Raw genomic sequence first — 20,881 nt, 5'->3', positions numbered from 1 at the left:
GGTTCCTAGACAGCTCCACTTCACAGCCGGAGGCCTTCACCTGTCAGCCGGACTCACCACAGTGAGTAGGCCGGACAACCTCCCTGGACATCACAGCTAGCCCAATTGCTCGACAGCGAAGCCGACCAGTAGCACGGCGAATCCGCCGATCTCCCCCATGATCAAGGCGGCGAGGACGAAACGCATCGACGGCGGCGGGTTGCGCATCTGGTTGTCGGTCTCGCGCTGCAGTCCGAGCCGGATGTAGTTCGCGATCGTCACCACGAACAGCAGGATGATGGCCCCTGCCGCGGTGGCATTCACCGCGGTCGGCCAGCCCGACAGCTCGACGAACCACGCGATCAATCCGGTCGCGAACGAATACAGCAACGCTGCCCGGTGGGCGATGTCGACGTAGGGGTGGGCCAGGCCGTCCGGCGAAGTGGTCATCGCCTGCCACTTCCACACGCCGAGCACCAGCGCCCACAGGAAGATGAGCCCGGCGAAGAAGAGCACCCAGGCCGTTTCCGTGCGAATGATCACGTTCTAACCCTCATCAATCCGTCGCGCCCACCTGGGCGGCTGTCCAGCGGCAGCGTAGCGCCTGGATAACCCCCTGGGAATACCGCGGCGGCGCAGTCCTGTCCGGGGCGGCGCGCTCTGGCTACGCCGATTTAAGGGACCTGACAGCATGGGCATCATGAGTTCCGCCCGCAACTGACCCGCGCTCGTTCCCGAGCTTCTCGTCACGGGCCAGGCGAGAACGGCGGCAGGGCTGCCCGCGCCCGGCCCCCAGGGCGGAGACAGACCACTGGAATGCCAGCTCGTGCCATTAGAGTGCGTGAAAGACCGCACTTGACAACAATTCCCGAGGGCGCAGGCGAATCCGGCTCGGCCTTCAGGGCCGATTCGGCCGGTCGGTGACGGCCCGTGCGACGGCGTGCACGGCCGCGAGCGTGGTGGGCAGCAATACCGCGCTGCCCAGCCAGGTGTGGGCGTCGTCGCGCCGAACTCCGGCCCGGCCCAACGTTCGCCAGGCCCACAGCGAGAACGGGATGACCACCGTCGGCGCGGTCGCCACCCCGGGCGTATAGCCTCGGTGCGCCACGGTGAGCGCGAGATGACCGACGCCGTGGACGCCGAAGCCGAGCAGCGTGGCTTGAAAGAACCGGGAGCCGCCGCCGGTCCGCGCGCCTGCGGCCGAGGCCGTCAGCACGATCAGCCCCATCAGTGAGATGGCCACCCGCGAGTGCGCGGGCGAGACCTCCGTTCGTAGCCATACCGGCCCCGGCAGCGGCTTGCCGCCCTTGGCTGCGTTGGTTCGCGACCACCGCGACATCGTGAACCACTCTTCGGCGTCGTTGGCCAACCAGGCCAGGAACAGCCCCCACGTCACTGACTTCCGCATCTCGATCTACCCACTTTCATTACGTGATGTAACGTAACTATATGGTGACAGGGCGACCCCGCAATAGTGAGATAGACCAGGCGATCATCGCCTCGACGATCGACCTGCTGATCGAATCGGGCTACGCCGATCTCACGATCGAGGCGGTCGCCTCCCGCGCGAGGATCGGCAGGCCCACGGTGTATCGGCGCTGGCCGACCAAGGATGAACTCGTAGTGCGCGCGCTCATCGAGGCGGTTCCGCCGTTGGAGGCGCCCGACACCGGCGACGCGTTGCGCGACCTCGCCGAACTCGCCGTCACCTTCGTGACCCGACTGGCCGCGTCACCACTCGGGCGAGTGGTGCTCGCGGTGCACGCCGACGTCGGCCGCAACGCCACGCTCGCCGGTCAGCTGCGCGAGCATTACCTGCGACCGCGAAACGACGTGATCACCGCCGTGATCGAGCGTGCCCGCCAACAAGGCGGGCTGCGCCCCGACCTGCCGACCGAGACTGTCCGCGACCTCGTGTTCGGCCCACTGGTCTATCACTGGCTGATCACCAGCGAACCCATGGACCGGACCACCGCGGATACCCTGGTCGCGGCAACACGTCGCGCGATCAGTAACTGAGGCCACCAGTCATCGGTGAAGACCCGGATGCCCGAGAACCAGCACTTCCCGAGCTTGTTGAGCCATATCCGCCCGATTGCGGCGGCAGTAAGCGCTCCGTGCACCACTGAATCCATGTGCCGACGAGAAACGAGTCGACACTGGAACTGCCGACGGGCCGGATCAAGTCGCAAGCCCGAGTTCGCCATACGGAACCAGATGGTCGCGATCCACCGTGCTCTGCCAGCCCCGCTCGGTCGCCGCCAGCGCGTGGCCGCTTGCGGCGGGATCCCTCGGCCACGGCTCGCGCAGGTGGATCTGGATATCGTCCTGCAGAACCTGCACGAGCTCCATCGCGAACCCTTCGGCAGTTGTACTGCCCGGGTCACTGGGATCCAGGGCTATGGTCGTGCCGACCTCCGGCACCGAAATGCTCACCCACGCCGTCGGGATCGCACGCTCCGCCAGCTCGTGGAAGCGGCGCCACTGTTCGGGGTACTCGGTGCCGACCTTTGCCGAGAAGCCGAGGGACCGTTCGATGTCGGCAGCGAGCAGGTGCGCGCCTCGGACCGCTTCAGAGATGTCCATAGGGTGATTCTCGACGGCGCAGGCCGATTCGCGCCCGCGAAATCCTGTTGCATGAGCGCTGCCGGCAGAAAGCACCGTGGCCCCGAGCGATTCGCTCAGGGCCACGATCGTGCGGCGGTTCCTACTTCTGCTCGTAGGTGGCGACCAGGGTCGCACGAGCCAGCGTGTGGGAGAACAGGTTGAAGCCCAGGTAGGCGGGGCTGGCGGTCTCATCGATGCCCAGGCTGTCGACGTCGACGGCGTGCACGACGATGAAGTAGCGGTGCGGGCCGTGCCCGGGCGGAGGGGCCGCGCCGACGAAGCCGTGGAAGCCGCCGTCGTTGCGCAGGGTGATCGAACCGGTCGGCATCGCGCCGCCCTCTTCGCCGCTGCCCGCGCCCGCGGGCAGGGAGGTCGCGCTCACGGGGATATCGGCGACGACCCAATGCCAGAAGCCGGAGGCGGTGGGCGCGTCGGGGTCGTACACCGTCACCGCGAAACTCTTGGTCTCCGCAGGGAAACCCGACCAGGACAGCTGCGGGGAGATGTCCTGGCCACCCGCCCCGAAGATGCCGCTGACCTGCTCATTTTTGAACGGCTGCCCGTCGGTGACGTCGTCGGAGGTGAGCGTGAACGACGGCACCTGCGGAAGCGCGTCGTAGGGGTTGTAGGTCATGAAACCTCTCTTCCGGATCGGATCAGCTGTGCAGCAGGAAGTGTTCCAGCACGCGGGTGCCGAATTCGAGGGCCTCCACCGGCACCCGCTCGTCGACGCCGTGGAACAGGGCGGTGAAGTCCAGCTCCGGCGGCAACTGCAACGGCGCGAAACCGAAGCAGCGAATACCCAAGCGGGCGAACGCCTTCGCATCCGTCCCGCCGGAGAGCATGTAGGGCACGGTGCGGCCGCGCGGGTCATGGGCCAGCACGGCGTTGTTCATCGCCTCGACCAGATCGCCGTCGAAGGTCGTCTCGTAGGAGTCGAGCTTGGTGATCCACTCGCGTTCGACGTCGGGGCCGATCAGCTCGTCCACCTCCCGCTCGAACTCAGCCTGCCGTCCGGGAACCACACGGCAGTCCACCACCGCCTCGGCGGTCTGCGGGATCACGTTGGCCTTGTAACCGGCCTGCAGCATGGTGGGGTTCGCCGTGTCGCGCAGGGTCGCGCCGATGATGCGGGAGATGGTGCCCAGCTTCGCCAGCTGGCCCTCGATGTCGGGACTCGCCGGATCGAACTCCAGACCCGTCTCCTCGGCGACGGCGGCGAGGAACGCGGCCACCGAATCCGACAGCACCAACGGGAAGGTGTGTTTGCCCAGACGGGCCACCGCGTCGGCGAGGATGGTGACCGCGTTGTCCTCGTGCAGGAATGAGCCGTGGCCCGCGCGGGCCTTGGCGCGCAACCGCATCCAGCCAAGGCCCTTCTCGGCGGTCTCCACCAGATACAGCCTGCGTTCGGTGCCGTCGGGCCGCGGCACGGTCAACGAGAACCCGCCGACCTCCCCCACCGCCTCGGTGACGCCGTCGAACAGATCGGGGCGGTTGTCCACCAGCCACTGCGAACCCCACTTGCCGCCGTTCTCCTCGTCGGCGAGGAAGGCGAAGACCAGATCGCGCGGCGGCACCGTGCCCTCGAGCTTGAACTGGCGGGCCACCGCCAGCGCCATCCCGACCATGTCCTTCATGTCGATCGCGCCGCGACCCCACACGTAGCCGTCGCGCACCGCACCGGAGAACGGGTGCACGCTCCAGTCCGAGGCCTCGGCGGGCACCACGTCCAGATGCCCGTGGATCATCAGCGCGCCGCGACTCGGGTCGGCTCCCTCCAGTCGCGCGAAGACGTTGCCGCGCCCCTCCGCGCCGGACTCGACGTACTCGGTGACATACCCCGCTTGATGCAGTTGGTCGGCCACCCACTGCGCACACTCGCGCTCCCCCTTGGTGGTGGCCAGGTCGCCGGTGTTGGAGGTGTCGAAGCGGATCAGCGTGCTGACCAGCTCCACCACTTCCGACACCGCGCGGGAGTTTCTGTTCGGGTCGAATCCTTCGCCAGTTGCGGACACGCTCCCTTTCCTACCACCCGCGCGGCAGGGCGAACGCGCGGACGGGTGTCACGGCGAGGCGACGCGGCCCGCACGGTGCGCGATCACCTTCGACAGGGTTGTCATCAGAGTGATCGGAACTCACACCGGATCGGGCGGCTGGACCTTGTCGGGGAACACCACCCGCACGAAGGCCCAGAACCGGAACACCATCCCCAGCGCGGTGCCGATCAACTGGGCGGCCACGAAGTCGGCCACGTTCTGGGTGAAGCGGGAGACCTCGGGCACCTCGAGATGCAGCACGTACCGCGACACCCACAGCGGCGCGGTGTTGATCGCGACGGCAAGGAAGCTGACCAGATAGAACAGCGCGGCCTCGTGATGACCGCGCCGCCCACCGCGTTCATCGAAGGACCACTGCTTGTTGAGCACATATGACAGCGTGATCGCCGCCAGCACAGCGACCACTTTCGCCGTCACCGGATGCGGCTCGAGCACAGTGCTCTTCAAGGTCAGGAACACCGCGGTGTCCAGCGTGAACGCTGCGACACCGACGGAAGCGAATCGGAATAGTTCTCGACGCCGTGCCTCGCCCCCCAGCGCGGACGTCACCCGGGCGAAAACGGGGCGTTCGGAAAACAGCACAGGTAAAGTCTCCGACACATGTCCCGACCCCACAACAAGATCGGCAGATTCACCGCACCGCCTGTTGCGCGAGTGCACGGTCGGTGGATCGCGGGCAGGTGAGTAGCGTGAAAAAGACCAAGCGGCGCAACGGTTCTCGGCCGGACCGCGTCGGCGCGGAGCCGATCGCCGTGATCGGCATGAGCTGTCGCTTCGCCAGCGGCGCCTACTCTCCGGAAGCGTTGTGGCGGTTGCTGATCGAGGAGACCGACGCGATCGCCGACGAGCCGCCGCCGGGCCGCTGGTCCGGCGACCACCGCGGGCGCGATCGTGCCGCCGCGGGCAAGACGGTGTCGGTCGCGGGCGGGTATGTGGCGGATGTCGCCGGTTTCGACGCCGAATTCTTCGGGATCACCCCCCGTGAGGCAGCCGATATGGATCCGCAGCAGCGCTTGGCGCTCGAATTGGCCTGGGAAGCCTTCGAAGACGCAGCGATCCGGCCCGACCGGGTGCCGGACACCGGCGTGTATTTCGCCAACAAATTCAACGATTATCGCGCCGTCAAACTCGCCAGGGGCGCCACCGCCATCACCCCGTTCACCAGCACCGGAGATGTCGAGGGTGTGATCGCCAACCGGGTGTCGTACTTCCTGGGTTTCGACGGTCCCAGCATGACCGTGAACGCCTCCTGCGCCGGATCGCTGGTGGCGGTGCACCTGGCCTGCCAGGCGTTGCGGACGGGTGAGAGCGCCCTGGCCGTCGCCGGTGGCGTGCAACTGAATCTGATACCGGAGACCGCGATCGGGTTGTCCGCGCTGGGTGTGCTGTCCGCACGCGGCCGGTCACACACCTTCGACGCCTCCGCCGACGGCTACGTGCGCGGCGAAGGCGGTGCGGTCGTCGTGCTCAAGCCGCTGCGACAAGCGTTGCGCGACGGCGACCGCGTCTACTGCACCCTGCTGGGCAGTGCCACCAACAACAACGGCAGGCACCGCTCCATGCCCGCCAGCAGCGCCGACGGTCAACGGCAGCTGTTGCGGCGGGCCTGCGCGCGAGCGGGTGTGGACGCCGCGACGATCGACTACGTCGAGGCGCACGGCACCGGCACCGCCGTCGGTGACCGCGCCGAATTGACCGCACTGGCAGAGGTTTACGGCACCGGCAGGCCGCCCGGCGCACCGCTGATCGTCGGCTCGGTGAAAACCAATATCGGACACACCGAAGCGGCCGCGGGCATGGCCGGACTGGTGAAAGTCGCGCTCGCCCTGTCGCATCGCCGGATCCCGCGCAGCCTCCACTTCGACCACGCACCCGCGGAATTCGATCCCGCCGCGACGGGAGTGCGCGTGGCCGACACCGCGATGGCGTGGCCGCGGCACGACGCCCCCGCGCGCGCCGCGGTGAGCGCGTTCGGTTTCGGCGGCTCGAACGCCCACGTCATCGCCGAAGCGGCACCCGCACACGATCCGGTCGATGACAGCGACGTCTCGCAGCGGCTGGTGGTGCTGTCCGCCCGCACCGAAGCCGCGCTGCGGGAACACGCTCATCGGCTGCGTGAGCGCCTCGTGCGCGACCCGGACATCCGCCTGAGCGACCTCGCGCACACGCTTGCCACGAGAACCGCCTTCCAGCATCGAATTTCGACGGTCGCCGACAACGTGGGCCAGGTTGTCGAATTCCTCGACGCCTACCTCGCCCGCGCTGGGAAGGACCCCGACGGAGACGACCACGAGGCGCTGAATCTGCTGCTGGCGGCGGCTCTGCGTCCCGGCACAGTGGACCACCGCGACCTACTGCACGCGGTGGGAAGGCTGTTCGAGCGTGGCATCGAACCCGACTGGACTGCCGTGAACGCGGCGGGCCGCCCGGTCTCGCTGCCCACCTATCCGTTCCAGCGCGAACGGCATTGGGCCGACCCGCAGGCCCGCGGCGAGGCACCCGGGTCGCCCTCGTGGGACGCGGTGCCCATCGAAATCGCTGCCACTACTGGCATTTCGAGTCCAAGATCTCAGTCCGCGGCGGTCGCGGCGTCGGGCACAACTGCCGAATCGGTCGATTCCATCGCGATGATCGACGACTCGGCGGCGCGCCCCGTGGCGATCGCGTCGAGTGACCCCACACGTTCCTCCGCGCCCGGCGTCGCTGCGCTCGCCGCCCTGGTCACCACCGAACTGGCCGAAGTCGTCGGCATAGAGCCCGACCGGGTGGCCGCCCGGCAGAACTTCGAACAGCTCGGAATCGGCTCGGTGCACGCCGTGGAACTGTCGGCCCGACTCGGAGCCCGCCTCGGCATCGAGGTCCCCGCCGCCGTCATCTGGGGCTGCCCCACCGTGGAGCTGTTGGCCGCCGAACTCCACGCCCGCCTCGAACCCACGAACCCGGCGACGGTGCCCCCGGAACCCACTGCGTCGGCGGCGGACCCGCGACCGCCGGTGCAGGAGGAAGCTCTGTCGACCGCTGAACTGCTCGCATTGAGCCGGGAATTGCTCGGCTGAACCGAAATCGCAAGCGAGAGCATCTGCGGTGCAGTCGATTCGCGCTTTCGCTGCGGTCGATCGCACGCTCGTCCGGCCTGCGGGAGATCAGCCGGAGAGGTGGGACAGCGCGACGTCCTCCCAGTGGTCCGATCAGTGGGTTCGGGTGGTGCGCGTGGGTGCCGACAGGTGCCCTCGCGGGAAGATCCCACCACCTGGCGCGCCCTGCGTCCACACATCGACGCACTCCTCAGCTACACCACTACCGACACCGTCCCCGGCATTATGGGATGCACCAGGTGGGGCGGGACTACGCCGTGGGCGCTTCAGTGCGGCTGATGGCGCGCGGGATTTCGAGAGCGGCCAGTTTGTCGGGGTTGCGGATGCCGTAGCCGCTGACGATCTGGTCGTCGGCGATGTCGAACACGAGGACGGCTTCCAGTTTGTCGCCGATATAGCACGCGAGTGCCTGTTGACTGTTGCAGTTCACTGTCTCGATGCGTACTTCCGGTCGCCGCTGAGCGTATTTGAAGACCGCCATGAGAATCGCGCCCACTCGTTCGGCGCCGACCATGACCAGCTCCGGCAGTGCGGTCACCTTGCCGCCGCTGTCAGTGGTCCAGGTGATGTCCGGCGCGAGCAGCGACAGCAAGCCTTCCATGTCCCCGGTGGTCGCGGCCATGATGAAGCGTTCGGTGACCGCGGCGGTTCGGACGGTGTCGACGGGGCCGTAGCGCTTGCGCCGGGAATGGACATGGTTGCGGGCGCGGCGGGCGGTCTGATGCACGGCGTCGACGGATTTCCCTGTCGCGGACGCAATTTCGTCGTAGTCGAAGCCGAAGACCTCACGCAGCACGAAGACCGCCCGCTCGGTGGGGGTGAGCGTTTCCAGCACGATCAGCATCCCCATCGAGACCGATTCGGTGAGTACCACATCGCTCGAGGCGTCACCGTCGGTGAGCAGCAGCGGCTCGGGCAGCCACGGTCCGACGTACTCCTCGCGACGACTGGCGCCGGCCCGCAACGCATTCAATGCCTGCCGCGTGACGAGCTGGGCCAGATAAGATTTCGTATCCCGGACCGTGGCCAGGTCCACCCCCCCGCCACCGTAGATAGCTGTCCTGCAGCACGTCGTCGGCTTCGGTTGCCGAGCCCAGGATTTCGTAGACGATGGTGAACAGCAGCGGTCGCAGGTGAACGAAACGCTCGGTGTGCTCGTCGGTGGAGGTCACGGCTTCGGAACTCCCTGCGGCTCGGCTGCGCTCAGATCCTTACGCCTGCCCAAGCCCAGGAAGGTCGGGATCGCGCCGGGTTTGCGTGCTTCTTTGCGGATGGTCCCGATCGGGCCCGCGAGACCCACCCGTTCCTTGATCCACCCGGCAGTTCGCCCGCCGAGATACATCGGCACGGGTGTGTCGTCACGACGGCTGAACTGCATCGCACCCGCGCGGCTACCCAAACCCACGGTGCAGGCGGTGAAGGCCACGTCCAGCACAGCAGGTTCGTCCCCGGCGATGCGGGCCAGTACATTGTCGGCGGCCTGCGCGCCCAAGGGTTGGGCGGCATAGCAGCTCATCCGCAGTGGGCGGCCCGAGGGCGCGACCGAGTCTCCGGCGGCGACGATGCGTTCGTCATCGAGACTGGTCAACGTCTCGTCGGTCAGCAGCCGGCCCAGGTCATCGGTGCGCAGCCCACTGCGTGCCGCCAGTTCGGGCAGCCCGAATCCGGCGGTCCAGATCGTGATCGCACCGGGCAGCACATCGCCGTCGGTCAGGACGACCCCGTCGCGTCGCACCTCGCCCACCCGCGCTTGCTCACGCACCTCGACTCCATTCTCTGATAACCACTTCGCCACCGATCGCCGGGCCGGATTCGAGAAGTTCGCCGCCAACTTACCGCCACCCACCAGTGTCACGGTACGGCCCTGCTCCACGAGTTCGGCGGCGGTCTCGATGCCGGTGAGCCCGCCGCCGACGACGACAATCGGCGCCTGGACCGGCACGTCCGCCAGCGCCGCGCGCAGCCGCTGGGCGTGTTCGAATTCGGCTATCGGGAAGGCGAATTCGGTGGCACCGGGCACCGACGCCGGCACGGCGGCGGTGCTGCCGACCGCGTAGACCACGTAGTCGTAGTCGAGCGCGCGCCCCGAACCCAGTTCCACCCGGCGGGCGGCGGTATCGATGCGGATGGCACGATCGACGATCATCCGCACCCCGGCGCCGAGCAGTGTGTCGTAGTCGACGGCAGCCTCATGGGTACCGGCCACGAACTGGTGCAACCGCATGCGCTCGACAAACCGCGGACGCGGATTGACCAGTGTGATCTCGACATCGCGCCGCAGCCGCAGCCGATTGGCCGCCACGGTACCGGCGTAACCGCCGCCGATCACAACCACTTTGGTGATGGCATTGAAATCAGTCATGCCCTCCAGACACGCCACACCGTCCAGATCTGACACGAAGTGACAGCCGTCACATTCGCAGCCCGTCGCCAGCCCGCCGAGATCGTCGGCTCGCGTACAGGCGGAGTGCACGAATCGGCGGTACAGGGCGGCCTGCGGGTCCTCCCAACGCAGGTATCGCGTCGCCGATCTGGAACATGTTCACTCAGAGGATGACGGCTTCCGGCGGCCCCCAGCCCCGCCGCAGGGCGGTCCGATGACGAATGCAGAACCACAGACCTCGACGCCGCGGTTCGGCACTGGTCGCCCGGCAGCGTCTTGGGCACGGTGATCGTGTCGACCTTGTCCATCGGGTTGGCCGCGAGCAGGTCGTGGCGCACGGCCCACCGGCAGATCGGCGGCGTCGGGGCCGATCTGTTGATCCGGGTATCTGAAGAGTGCGAGGACGCCGCGCGGTCACTCCTCGGCATACTTGGCCGCGATCGGTTCGAACCGGTCGACCTTCGGCGACGGCCACGGACCGTGCGGCAGGTCCCCGTCGCGAAGCCGTGCCCGGAAACCAGGAGTTATGCTGCCTGCGGTCCGGGTGGCCGGGTCTAGAAGGGGGCCATAGGTGTTGAGGCAGCACGAGTCGTTCGCCGGCTACGTGATCGAGGGCGTGCTCGGGCAAGGCGGTATGGGCACCGTCTATCTGGCGCGGCACCCGCGCCTGCCGCGGCTGGTGGCGCTCAAACTGCTCAATCGCGCGGTGTCCGAGGACCAGGAGCTGCGCAGGCGGTTCGAACAGGAAGCCAATGTGGTTGCGCGCCTGGAGCATCCGGGTATCGTCGGCGTCTACGACCGCGGCACCGAGGGCGGGCATCTGTGGATTTCCATGCAGTACATCCGTGGCACCGACGCTGCGCGGCTCGATCCCCGGAGCACCCGCCCCGAACAGGTCCTGCAGATCGTCGGCGATACGGCGAAGGCGCTGGACTACGCCCACAGCCGAGGTGTGCTGCATCGCGACATCAAACCGGCCAACATCCTGATCGCCGAACCGGAAGCCGGGCGCGAAACACATGCTCTGCTCACCGATTTCGGGATCGCGCGAATACTCGACGCCGATACCAAACTGACCGCCACCGGAACGTTCACCGCCACACTCGCCTACGCCTCGCCGGAGCAACTGTCCGGTGAGCCGGTCGATCACCGCGCCGATCAATACTCCCTCGGGTGCACCCTCTACACGATGCTGGCGGGGCAACCACCGTTCCCCTCGACCAATCCCGGTCAAATCGTCGCCGGACACATCGCCAAGCCGGTGCCGCGCCTCAGCGACACCCGCCCCGAGTTGCCACGACGACTCGACGAGGTGATCGCCCGTGCCCTGGCCAAGCACCGCGACGAACGATTCGCCAGCTGCGGCGACTTCGCCGCGGCCGCGGCGGCGGCCCTGCGCGGCGACGCTCCCGCCGTGGCACCCGCGCCGGCTTTCGTCGACCAACGCTCGGCCCACCCCGCCACGGCGGTCGACCCGTGGCCGCGTTCGGCCCCGACCCTGCTCAACCAGCCTTCGGAGCCCCGGTGGCGCGCCCAACACCTACCGCCGCTGCAACCGCTCACGCCCATCCACGATCCGGCCCGGCCATCCGGCGTCGTTCCCAGGATCGGCGCTGTCGTCGCGTTCGGCTTCGGGCTGGTCTTCTGTCTGATCATCGCCAACGGGGTGATGGAGCTGACGACCCCGCACATCGAATACGGTCACCGCCAGACGCTGCGCGAGGTCGCCCTCGAACTTCTCGCCCCCATGGCGATCTCCACCACGATGGCACTGGTGCTGCTCGGCGGCTCGATCGCACTGTTCCGGCGCAAGCGAGCGGGCCGCATCGCCGTGGCGTTGGGTACCGGGATCCTCACGCTGGTCGGCTTGGTCGGAGCCGGAGCCGGTCTGGGTGGCGACAGCCGTACCAGCGACCTGGTTTTCGTCGGCACGCTCCTGTTTTTCTCCTGTACGGGGCTGCTGTGCACCCTGTCCCCCGCGACCAGGCGCTGGCTCGCTGACAAGCGTCCCAGGAACCGGCCATGAGCCCGCAGAGCGCTCAGGGCACCACCACGATCTTTCCGGTGGCCCGGTTGCCCTCCATGTACCGATGGGCTGCGACGATGTCGTCCAGACCGAAGACACGGTCGAGGTTGGGTCGATAGACACCGGCCTCGACTTCGTCGACGACGCGCTGCAGCACGGCCGCGCCCGCGCTGCCCTTCAGGTTGTCGCTGTGGAAAGCCGTCAGTTTGGTTCCGGACGGGATCATCGCTATCGGTTCGAAGTCCGAGATCAGCCACCCACTCAGCGAACCCGCCACACATACCGTGCCGCCCCGGCGGACCAGGCGCAGCGAGTCCACCGCCGTGCGCGCTCCGACGAGATCCAGCACGTAGTCGGGCCCTTCGGGCCAGACCGCCTGCACGCCGGCCGCCAGCGACCCGCCGTCGTCGACGAGTACGTGGTCGACGCCGATCGCGGTCAGCGCGTCGATCTTGTCGTGCCGTCGGGTCGTGGCAGCGATCTCGATGCCGCGACCGGACGCGATCGACGCTGCCGCCATACCCACCGACGATGTCCCACCGCGAATCAGCAACCGCCCCTGGCTATCCGCCACGATGCCCAATGCGTCGAGTGAGCCCTGCGCGGTCAAGTATGTCTCGGGCAGTGCGGCCAAGACCTCCCACGGCAACCTGGTGGTGACCGGCATCAGCAGCGAATTCGGCAACAACGCGTACTGCGCGTAGCCGCCGTCGAACTCCCGGCCCATCTCACCCATCACCGCCGCGACGGTCGCGCCGACCGGCAACATGGGATCGGTCGAGGCTGCCACGATTCCCACACATTCGATCCCGAGCACACGGGGGAACCGGACGTTCGGGGAATGTCCCTGACGGGTTCGCAGCTCCGATCGGTTCAAGCCCGCGCCCTTCACCCGCACCAGGCTCCAGCCCTCCCGAATCGCTGGTACCGGTAGCTCACGGATCTCCAGTACCTCCGGGTCACCCGCCCGTACACAGACGGCCGCTCGCATCGTCGTACTCGTCGTCTCACGCCGCATCGGGGCGGCGGTGCTGTCTGAATGGAGGTCATTGCGCATGCGTCCACTGTCGCCAGCCGATCGTGTGGCCGTCTACCGATAGAATGCCAACCCATGCCCGTTGGCCGCCAACTTCCCCGGCTCGGCCCGACATCCCAGCTGTGGCCGTCCGGAGGGGTGCACCTGTGGCCGTCGGGGGGAACGAGCTCGGTGCACTCCCATCCGCGTGGACACCTGGTCTACGCGGCTCGCGGCGTCCTGTCCGTGCACACCGAACAGGGCACATCGATCGTTCCGGCCAATCGAATCGCGTGGACCCCTGCCGAGTTCACGCACTACCATCGGGCGCACGGCGACACCGACATGCGGATCGTCTTCCTACCCCCATCCCAGGCGCGGCTCGTGCCGGACCGTCCCGCCGTGTTCCTGGCTTCCGGCCTCGCCCGCGAAATCTTGCTCACCCTCACGAGCCCACGCGACCACGACCGCGCCGCGCGCGCTCGCCTTCGCCGCGTCCTCGTCGATGAACTCCAGGAAGCACACGAACAGCCACTCGTGCTGCCGAAACCCCATGACGACCGGTTGCAAGCGATTGCGCGGATCCTCTCCGAGAACCCCGCGGACAACACGTCACTGGCCGAACTCGGGCGCACGATCGGAGCCAGTGCCCGCAGCCTCAGCCGCCTGTTCCACAACGAACTCGGCATGACCTTCTACGAGTGGCGCACCCAGCTCCGCGTCTACCACGCACTCGTCCTGCTCGCCGACGGCCACGACACCACCCGCGTCGCCCACGCCTGCGGCTGGGCGAACCCCAGCAGCTTCATCGCCGCTTTCACCAACCTCGTCGGCACCACCCCGGGCCGCTACCGCACCACTCCATGACCTCGGCACCACATCACAAGGCCCCGCCCGTCGGTGGCGACCATCGACGTCGACCCGACGACGGGGCGAGCGCGCGCTGGTAGCGCTCGCTGATCGTCCGCAGGGTCCGCACCAGTTCGGGTGAGTCCACGATCTCGAAGTCGGCGCCAAGCAGCCCGAGGTAGAGCGCCAGCATTTCCGGATGGTCGGAGCCGGGTTCGAACGCGCACCGGTCCTCGCTCAACGGCTCGACGTCGACGGGAATCGGGAGTCGGCTGCGCACGTGATCCGCGGGCGCGTGCACGATCACCCTGGCGCGGAAGCGCCACGTCGACTCGCCGATTCCGCGGGCGACTCGTGCGGTGATCTCATGGTCTGGCGGCAGCGGCCGCGGCGTAAAGCGGGGGCCGGTCGGTGTGCGGGGCCGCATCCTGTCGACGCGAAAGGTCCGCCAGTCGACGCGGTCGAGGTCCCAGGCCATCAAATACCAGCGTTGTCGATCGTTGATCAGGCGATAGGGCTCCACCGAACGCCGACCGGCGGCCCCCGAATGCGTCTGGTAGTCGAACCGCAGTCGTTCATGGTCGCGGCAGGCGTCGGCGATCACGGTCAGCACATCCGGGTCGACGAGCGGGCCGCGCGGGGGAAGCGCGAGGGTGTGCGACCCGAAGGCGTCGACGCGACGGCGTAGCCGCGACGGCAATATCTGTTGCAGTTTCGTCAGTGCACGCAACGAGGTCTCTTCGATGCCCGCGATGGAACCGGCTGCGGCGCTGCGCATCCCGATCGCGATCGCGACCGCTTCGTCGTCGTCGAGCAGCAGCGGCGGCAGCGCACCTCCGACACCCAGCCGGTATCCACCGTCGACACCCGGCCGAGCCTCGACGGGATAGCCGAGCCGTCGCAGGCGGTCGACGTCGTTGCGGACGGTGCGCACGGTGACCTCCAGTCGAGCGGCCAACTCGGGTCCGGTCCAGTCGCGGCGCGCTTGCAGCAGCGAAAGCAGACGAAGCAGTCGTGCCGAGGTTTCGAACATTGATCGATCTTCTCCCGAATCGAGGAATCAACCTTTCCGCAATTGCAACTACCTTATGTTTCACCAGCGCGAAACGCTCGCCCGAGCCGACAGAGAGAACCCCAATGAGTGACGCAGTCCAGCCCTTTCGCATCCACATCGCGCAGTCCGATCTCGATTACCTGCACCATCGGCTCGCCGATGCCCGCTGGCCGGCCGAGTTGCCCGATGCCGGCTGGAACCGCGGCATACCGCAGCTCTACCTGAAGGAGCTGGCCGAATATTGGCGCACCGGCTACGACTGGCGTGCGCAGGAAGCCGCGCTCAATTCCTACCCGCAGTTCACGACCGAGATCGACGGCCAGCGCATTCATTTCCTGCACGTCCGCTCCGGCCGAGCGGACGCGACGCCACTGCTGATCACCCATGGCTATCCCAGCTCGGTCGCCGAATTCCTCCACCTCATCGAGCCTTTGGTCGACCCGGCCGAGGGGCCTGCGTTCCATGTGGTCGCGCCGTCGCTGCCCGGTTACGCCTTCTCCACTCCGCTCAGCGCGACCGGCTGGGCGATGGGCCGCACCGCGAACGCGTGGATCGAGCTGATGCGCAGGCTGGGCTACCAGCGCTACGGGGTTCACGGCGGCGACGTCGGCGCAGGCATATCCGGCCTGGTCGGCGCCCGCGACAGCGAGCATGTCATCGGCGTCCACGTCGTGACCGATCCGCTGACCGCCGCCAATGTGGCGACGTTCCTTCCCGGAATGGCCGAGCGCCTCGATGCCGACGACCCGGTCGACAAGCTGATCCTCGAGCGCATGGACGTGTTCCGCAAGGAGGGTTCCGGATACTTGTCGATCCAGCAGAGCCGACCGCAGACCATCGGTTACGGTCTTGTCGATTCGCCGCTACTTCAGCTGGCGTGGATCGCCGAGAAGTTCGAGGAATGGACCGACTTGCCGATCGATCGCGACCAATTGCTCACTACCGTCAGCCTTTACTGGTTCACCGGAGCGGGCATCACCGCGGCGCACACCCTCTATGACCAAGCGCACTCCTCGGATTGGGGCGCGCCCGCGGTACCGCAGGGCTTCGCGGTGTTCAGTGCGGACGAGACCGTGCGCAAGGTAGTCCCGGCGCCGCCGGACGCGCACTGGACCGAATTCGAGCACGGCCTGCACTTCCCGGCCATGGAGGCGCCGGCTCAACTAACAGCTGATCTGCGAACATTCTTCGAACATCTGCGATAGCCCGAACCCGATGCGGTCGGCGAACAGTGGTGCCGATCAGAGGCGTGTCGCGGTGTGGACGAGGTCGGCAACGGCTTTGGATCTGCTGTGTGGCGGCCAGGCGATGACGGTCGTGACCACAGGTGCGTCCGGCACCGCCACCACGGCATGATCGTTGCGTAGCTGAGTTCGCAGCGACTCGGGCACGACCGCGCAGGCCAGTCCGAGCGCGATCAGTTGGAGCAGTTGGGTATGGTCGCGCACCCGCGGGCCGGGGCCGTCCGGATAACTTCCATCCCGTCGCGGCCAGCGCGGCAGAGGCAGATCCGTCTGGGCGTTGAGTTCGGCGAACGACAGATGCGCCCGGTCGGCGAGGGGATGACCCGCGGGCAGGACCACCACCTGCTGTTCAGTATGCAGATCCTCGGTGTCGAATCCGGCTGTCGAGTCGTAGGGCCGGTGGAGCAGCGCAACGTCGGCACGCCCGTTGCGCAGCAGGCTTTCCGGTTCGCCGGGCCCGCACAGCATCACCTCGACGGCCACGGCGCCCGGTTCGGCGGCGTAGGCGTCCAGCAGCTTCGACAACAGTTCCCTGGACGCGCCGGCCTTGGTGACCAGCACCACACCCGGCTGGTCGGCCGCGGCGCGGCGGGTGCGGCGCTCGGCGGCTTCGACCGCGTCGAGCGCGGTCCGGGCCTCGCGCAGCAGCACCGTCCCGGCCTCGGTCAAGGCGATGGCGCGAGCGGTGCGGTGCAGCAGAACGACTCCGAGCCGCCGCTCGAGCTGCTGGATGGCTCGCGACAGTGGTGGTTGCGCCATGGAGAGCCGTTGCGCCGCTCGCCCGAAGTGCAACTCCTCGGCGACGGCGACGAAATATCGCATCTCCCGCGTCTCCACCGGGCCATGGTAACCGGCGATGACCTCGACCGATACCCGTGCGGTATCGACGCAAACCCGACCGGTCTTGGACGCCGCACCCGCAGCCGCAGCAGGATCGACGGTGTGAGTGAACAGACGATCGCGCTGGTGACCGGCGCGAACAAGGGAATCGGATACGAGATCGCCGCCGGCCTGGGCGCGCTCGGCTGGCGAATCGGTGTGGGCGCGCGGGATCGGCGACGCCGCGACACCGCGGTGGAGAAGCTACGCGCGGCCGGGACCGATGCGTTCGGTGTGCCGCTCGACGTGACCGACGACGCGAGTGTGGCCGCGGCGGCCGAAATGATCGCCGACCAGGCCGGCGGGCTCGACGTCCTGGTCAACAACGCCGCGATCACCGGCGACCTGCCGCAGACACCGACCACCGTCGATCCCGCGACCGTGCGAATCGTCGTGGAAACCAACGTGATCGGGGTCATTCGGGTCACCAACGCGATGCTGCCGATGCTGCGCGCCTCGGCCTCACCGCGAATCGTCAACATGTCCAGCAGCGTCGGCTCGCTCGCCCTGCAAACCACACCCGGCATCGACATGGGCCCGGTTCCCGCCGCCTACTTGGCGTCGAAGACCTTCCTCAACGCCCTCACGATCCAATACGTCAAGGAACTCAGCGACACCAAAATCCTGATCAACTCCGGCTGCCCCGGCTTCACCGCCACCGACCTCAACGGCTTTCGCGGCGTCCGCACACCGCAACAGGGCGCGGCCATCGCGATTCACCTCGCGACCCTGCCCGACGACGGACCGACCGGCGGATTCTTCGACGACGCCGGAACAGTGCCCTGGTGACAAGAACACCGGTGCCCACCGTTCCCGTTCTCGACGTCAGCTGCGCGCCGCGCGCCGAGGGAGAAGCAAGACCATGACAAAGGCAGTCAGATACGACGAGTTCGGCGGAATCGAGGTCTTGCGGGTCGACGACGTCGACCGGCCCGTACCCGAGGACGGGCAGGTCCTCGTGCAGGTAAGGGCGGCAGGCATCAATCCCGGTGAGGCGGCCATCCGTACCGGCGCGATGGCCGACATCTATCCCTCGACATTTCCGTCCGGGCAGGGCAGCGACCTCGCTGGAGTTGTCGCCGAGGTCGGCGCCGGAGTCGACCGATTCTCGGTCGGCGACGAGGTGATCGGGTTCTCCGAGAAGCGGGCCGCCCAGGCCGAGGTGGTCCTGGTCGACGTCGACAACCTCACACCCAAACCGCGCAACGTCTCATGGGAGGTGGCGGGCGGCCTCTACGTCGCCGGCGTGACCGCCTGGCGGGCAGTGCATTCCGTACAGCTCGGGCAGGGTGAGGCCGTTGTGGTCTCCGCGGCGGCCGGCGGAGTCGGCTCGCTCGCCGTACAGCTCGCTCGCCGTGCCGGAGCCACCGTGATCGGCCTGGCGAGCGAGCGCAACCACGAATGGCTGCAAAGCCACGGCGTGATTCCGGTCGCCTACGGAGCCGGCGTCGCCGAACGGATCGAGACCGCCGCACCGGGCGGCGTCGATGCCTTCATCGACACCCACGGCGGCGGCTACGTCGAACTGGCCCTGGCTCTCGGCGTCTCGGTCGAACGGATCGACACCATCGCCGATTTCGCGGCAGCCGCGAAGTACGGAGTCAAAACCGAACCCGGAACCGACGCCAGGCCCGGCGCCGAGGTGCTCGCCGAATTGGCCGCCCTGATCGCCGACGGACACCTCGAAGTCCCGATCGCGAACGTCTACCCGTTGGCGCAGGTCCGCCAGGCCTACACCGAACTCGAACGCCGCCACACCCACGGCAAGATCGTGCTCGAGCCCTGACCTGCGCCAACACAATGCAGCCTGCTCCGAACGGCCTCGCTCATTGCCGCGGCGCGTGCCTCCGTGGTGATGGGCAACGCGGACGGACCAGGCGAATCCCGATCTGTCCTGGCTTCGAACGCGTCCGAAGGGCCGAACCGCATCGAGTTGCGGTAGCCGCGGCTGTCGCGGCTCGGCACATCAGGCCGTTGCTCCGCGCGGTTTTTCCGTCTGGCATCAGTCCGTCAAAGGAGACGTGCGCTTAGTTGGCGCCGCGTCGGCGCCGCGCCTCCCGCAACTCGGGGTCGAGACGTTCACGCATGAAACCGTCGGCCCCTGGGCCGGCGAGGAAGGCGAGGTCGACGGCCGAGAGGGGGCGTCCGCTGTGCTGGTCCACGAGGCCGGGCATGACCTCCTCCCCGGTGTCGCGATCGGTGAGGACCACGCTCGGCGCATCCGATCCCGTGTGTTTGCGGCCCCAGGCGTACAGGGCGACGAGGACCGGAGAAAGGTCTCGCCCCTTGTCGGTGATGACGTACTCGTAGCGGGGCGGGGACTGGCTGTAGCGCCTGCGTTCGAGCAGCCCGGATTCGACCAAAGTGCGCAATCTCCTGGTCAGCATATTCGGGGCGATGCCGAGGTTGCGTTCGAACTCGTCGAATCTGGTGAACCCGTCCAGCGCGTCGCGCACGATCAGCAGCGTCCACCAGTCGCCGACATACTCCAGAGCGCCCGCGATCGGGCACCCCATCGCCTGGAAACTCGTTCGCCGCACCTGCTGATCCTTTCGCCATCCACAGTAACCCTACAGTAACTTGCATAATAGTAGTTACCGGTTCTAGCGTGGGCGTCGCAGCCGGACCACGAGCTGCCACATCTCACCCTGGTGAACGATCGGAAGGCGCACTTGTGACTTTCTCCCCCGACAGCCCCCGAACCACCACGCTCGTCATCGGTGCGGGCGGACGACACGGCGGCACCGGCTCACATGTCGTGCGGCGTCTTCGTGAACACGACCACGCGGTCCGCGTGCTGGTCCGCGCGGATGACGCACGCGCACAACGCCTTCGCGCTCTCGGCGCGCAAATCGTCGTGGGCGATCTGCTGGATCGCCGGACGCTGGATGCGGCCGTGCGGGACGTGGACACCGTGTATTTCACCTATCCGGTCGCTCCCGGCATCGTGCAGGCCGCCGCCGATCTCGCCTCCGCGATCCGGCATGCCGAGACCACGCCGCGGCTGGTCGTGATGTCCATGGCGGTCTCGGCCCCCGACAACCCCAGTGGGCTGGGACGCGCGCAATGGGCCGCTGAACAGGTGCTGTCCTGGGCGGGACTGGAACCGACGATCTTACGGATCAAGGCCCTGTTCTACGAGAACATCGTGCTGTTGCACGCCGGATCCATCCGCCAGACCCGCAGCTTCGCCAACAGTTTCGGCGATGCGGCGGTGCCGTGGATCAGCGGTCTCGACGCCGCCGATCTCGCCGTGGCGGCGCTGACCGACCCGGCGCGATACCCTCGCGGCACCACGCTCTACCCGCAGGGGGCGACCGTGCACAGCCACGCCGAGATCGCCGCTCTCATCGGAGCCGAAACGCGAACACCGGTCCGATACACCCCCATCCCTGCCGGTCAATGGCAGCGCGAACTGGAAGCCCTCGCACACAACGGCACCGAACCATCCATCAATCCAGCCATGGCGCAGCACATTTCGGCCATCGGCGCGATGTTCTCCCAGCTGCCCTCGGCCCCGCCGGTCGATACCACCGCACTCACCGAGGCCATCGGCCGTTCGCCGCAGACGTTCGCCGAGTTCCTCCGCGAACACAGTCACCAATTCGTTGCGGCCCCCGGACGTTGATCCATCGGATCCCGGCGTGTGCGCACTAGTGGGCAGCAACGCTTCATGTACCAGGTGACACG

At 67.6% G+C, this 20,881-nt stretch carries 19 protein-coding genes and 1 pseudogene; 8 read left to right on the top strand and 12 right to left on the bottom strand.

All coding sequences use genetic code 11. From position 1 onward, the window contains the following. Nucleotides 1-96: 96 nt before the first annotated feature. Together AB0L97_RS06055 and AB0L97_RS06050 are read right to left on the bottom strand one after the other, a co-directional pair. A complete protein-coding gene (locus AB0L97_RS06055; protein ID WP_364425722.1) occupies nucleotides 97-516 on the bottom strand; it encodes a hypothetical protein in 420 nt (139 codons plus the stop codon). 361 nt (nucleotides 517-877) lie between these two features. Then, nucleotides 878-1,387 (bottom strand): HXXEE domain-containing protein, encoded by a 510-nt coding sequence (locus AB0L97_RS06050; RefSeq protein WP_364425701.1) that lies wholly within the window; start codon nucleotides 1,385-1,387, stop codon nucleotides 878-880. A gap of 41 nt (nucleotides 1,388-1,428) precedes the next feature. On the opposite strand from AB0L97_RS06050, the gene AB0L97_RS06045 reads away from it, so the two are divergent. After that, nucleotides 1,429-1,998 (top strand): TetR/AcrR family transcriptional regulator, encoded by a 570-nt coding sequence (locus AB0L97_RS06045; protein WP_364425699.1) that lies wholly within the window; start codon nucleotides 1,429-1,431, stop codon nucleotides 1,996-1,998. A gap of 162 nt (nucleotides 1,999-2,160) precedes the next feature. On the opposite strand, the gene AB0L97_RS06040 is transcribed toward AB0L97_RS06045, so the two are convergent. From AB0L97_RS06040 to AB0L97_RS06025, 4 genes are all read right to left on the bottom strand, one after another. Next, nucleotides 2,161-2,670, bottom strand: coding sequence for a hypothetical protein (locus AB0L97_RS06040; protein ID WP_364425697.1), 510 nt, complete (start codon nucleotides 2,668-2,670; stop codon nucleotides 2,161-2,163). A 16-nt stretch (nucleotides 2,671-2,686) separates the two neighbouring features. Then, a complete protein-coding gene (locus AB0L97_RS06035; protein WP_364425695.1) occupies nucleotides 2,687-3,220 on the bottom strand; it encodes a YbhB/YbcL family Raf kinase inhibitor-like protein in 534 nt (177 codons plus the stop codon). A gap of 22 nt (nucleotides 3,221-3,242) precedes the next feature. Next, nucleotides 3,243-4,604, bottom strand: a complete 1,362-nt coding sequence (locus tag AB0L97_RS06030) for a M20/M25/M40 family metallo-hydrolase (protein ID WP_364425693.1) — start codon at nucleotides 4,602-4,604, stop codon at nucleotides 3,243-3,245. A 120-nt stretch (nucleotides 4,605-4,724) separates the two neighbouring features. Next, nucleotides 4,725-5,228: a GtrA family protein gene (locus AB0L97_RS06025; RefSeq protein ID WP_355077980.1), complete on the bottom strand. Its 504-nt coding sequence runs from the start codon at nucleotides 5,226-5,228 to the stop codon at nucleotides 4,725-4,727. A 107-nt stretch (nucleotides 5,229-5,335) separates the two neighbouring features. Here AB0L97_RS06025 and AB0L97_RS06020 point away from each other — a divergent pair, with 107 nt between their 5' ends. After that, the gene (locus AB0L97_RS06020; protein ID WP_364425691.1) at nucleotides 5,336-7,702 is read left to right on the top strand and encodes a beta-ketoacyl synthase N-terminal-like domain-containing protein; all 2,367 of its coding nucleotides are present in this window, start codon (nucleotides 5,336-5,338) and stop codon (nucleotides 7,700-7,702) included. Between the two features lie 289 nt (nucleotides 7,703-7,991). Here the strand turns inward: AB0L97_RS06020 and AB0L97_RS06015 are convergent. Together AB0L97_RS06015 and AB0L97_RS06010 are read right to left on the bottom strand one after the other, a co-directional pair. Continuing rightward, a pseudogene (locus tag AB0L97_RS06015) lies at nucleotides 7,992-8,913 on the bottom strand (sigma-70 family RNA polymerase sigma factor). Beyond that, nucleotides 8,910-10,103: an FAD-dependent oxidoreductase gene (locus tag AB0L97_RS06010; protein ID WP_364425689.1), complete on the bottom strand. Its 1,194-nt coding sequence runs from the start codon at nucleotides 10,101-10,103 to the stop codon at nucleotides 8,910-8,912. The pseudogene AB0L97_RS06015 and the gene AB0L97_RS06010 overlap by 4 nt, the downstream one beginning before the upstream one ends. 592 nt (nucleotides 10,104-10,695) lie before the next feature. Here AB0L97_RS06010 and AB0L97_RS06005 point away from each other — a divergent pair. Further along, complete coding sequence (locus AB0L97_RS06005; protein ID WP_364425687.1) at nucleotides 10,696-12,150, top strand: serine/threonine-protein kinase; 1,455 nt, start codon at nucleotides 10,696-10,698, stop codon at nucleotides 12,148-12,150. Between the two features lie 13 nt (nucleotides 12,151-12,163). Here the strand turns inward: AB0L97_RS06005 and AB0L97_RS06000 are convergent, their stop codons facing one another. Further along, nucleotides 12,164-13,141 carry a zinc-binding dehydrogenase gene (locus tag AB0L97_RS06000; protein WP_364425720.1) on the bottom strand — a complete coding sequence of 326 codons (978 nt, stop codon included), beginning with the start codon at nucleotides 13,139-13,141 and terminating at the stop codon, nucleotides 12,164-12,166. A 120-nt stretch (nucleotides 13,142-13,261) separates the two neighbouring features. Between AB0L97_RS06000 and AB0L97_RS05995 the strand changes: the two genes are divergently transcribed. Then, complete coding sequence (locus AB0L97_RS05995; protein WP_364425685.1) at nucleotides 13,262-14,032, top strand: helix-turn-helix transcriptional regulator; 771 nt, start codon at nucleotides 13,262-13,264, stop codon at nucleotides 14,030-14,032. Between the two features lie 13 nt (nucleotides 14,033-14,045). Here AB0L97_RS05995 and AB0L97_RS05990 read toward each other — a convergent pair whose 3' ends face one another. Then, nucleotides 14,046-15,047 carry a YafY family protein gene (locus tag AB0L97_RS05990; RefSeq protein ID WP_364425683.1) on the bottom strand — a complete coding sequence of 334 codons (1,002 nt, stop codon included), beginning with the start codon at nucleotides 15,045-15,047 and terminating at the stop codon, nucleotides 14,046-14,048. 104 nt (nucleotides 15,048-15,151) lie between these two features. On the opposite strand from AB0L97_RS05990, the gene AB0L97_RS05985 reads away from it, so the two are divergent. Continuing rightward, nucleotides 15,152-16,273 carry an epoxide hydrolase family protein gene (locus AB0L97_RS05985; protein ID WP_364425681.1) on the top strand — a complete coding sequence of 374 codons (1,122 nt, stop codon included), beginning with the start codon at nucleotides 15,152-15,154 and terminating at the stop codon, nucleotides 16,271-16,273. A 36-nt stretch (nucleotides 16,274-16,309) separates the two neighbouring features. Here the strand turns inward: AB0L97_RS05985 and AB0L97_RS05980 are convergent, their stop codons facing one another. Next, complete coding sequence (locus AB0L97_RS05980) at nucleotides 16,310-17,149, bottom strand: LysR family transcriptional regulator (RefSeq protein ID WP_364425679.1); 840 nt, start codon at nucleotides 17,147-17,149, stop codon at nucleotides 16,310-16,312. 105 nt (nucleotides 17,150-17,254) lie between these two features. On the opposite strand from AB0L97_RS05980, the gene AB0L97_RS05975 reads away from it, so the two are divergent. After that, a complete protein-coding gene (locus tag AB0L97_RS05975) occupies nucleotides 17,255-17,980 on the top strand; it encodes an SDR family NAD(P)-dependent oxidoreductase (RefSeq protein WP_364425677.1) in 726 nt (241 codons plus the stop codon). 73 nt (nucleotides 17,981-18,053) lie between these two features. Continuing rightward, nucleotides 18,054-18,977: an NADP-dependent oxidoreductase gene (locus tag AB0L97_RS05970; RefSeq protein WP_364425675.1), complete on the top strand. Its 924-nt coding sequence runs from the start codon at nucleotides 18,054-18,056 to the stop codon at nucleotides 18,975-18,977. Nucleotides 18,978-19,218: 241 nt separating this feature from the next. Here AB0L97_RS05970 and AB0L97_RS05965 read toward each other — a convergent pair whose 3' ends face one another. Further along, nucleotides 19,219-19,731, bottom strand: a complete 513-nt coding sequence (locus AB0L97_RS05965; protein WP_355077966.1) for a helix-turn-helix domain-containing protein — start codon at nucleotides 19,729-19,731, stop codon at nucleotides 19,219-19,221. A 134-nt stretch (nucleotides 19,732-19,865) separates the two neighbouring features. Between AB0L97_RS05965 and AB0L97_RS05960 the strand changes: the two genes are divergently transcribed. Continuing rightward, entirely contained in the window at nucleotides 19,866-20,819 is a 954-nt protein-coding gene (locus tag AB0L97_RS05960; RefSeq protein WP_364425672.1) for an NmrA family NAD(P)-binding protein, read from the top strand. Nucleotides 20,820-20,881 lie beyond the last annotated feature (62 nt).

Source organism: Nocardia sp. NPDC051911, assembly GCF_040681035.1.
Classification (GTDB): domain Bacteria; phylum Actinomycetota; class Actinomycetes; order Mycobacteriales; family Mycobacteriaceae; genus Nocardia; species Nocardia sichangensis.
The sequence above is the reverse complement of the archived record's forward strand: the minus strand, read 5'-3'. Positions and strand labels throughout refer to the sequence as shown.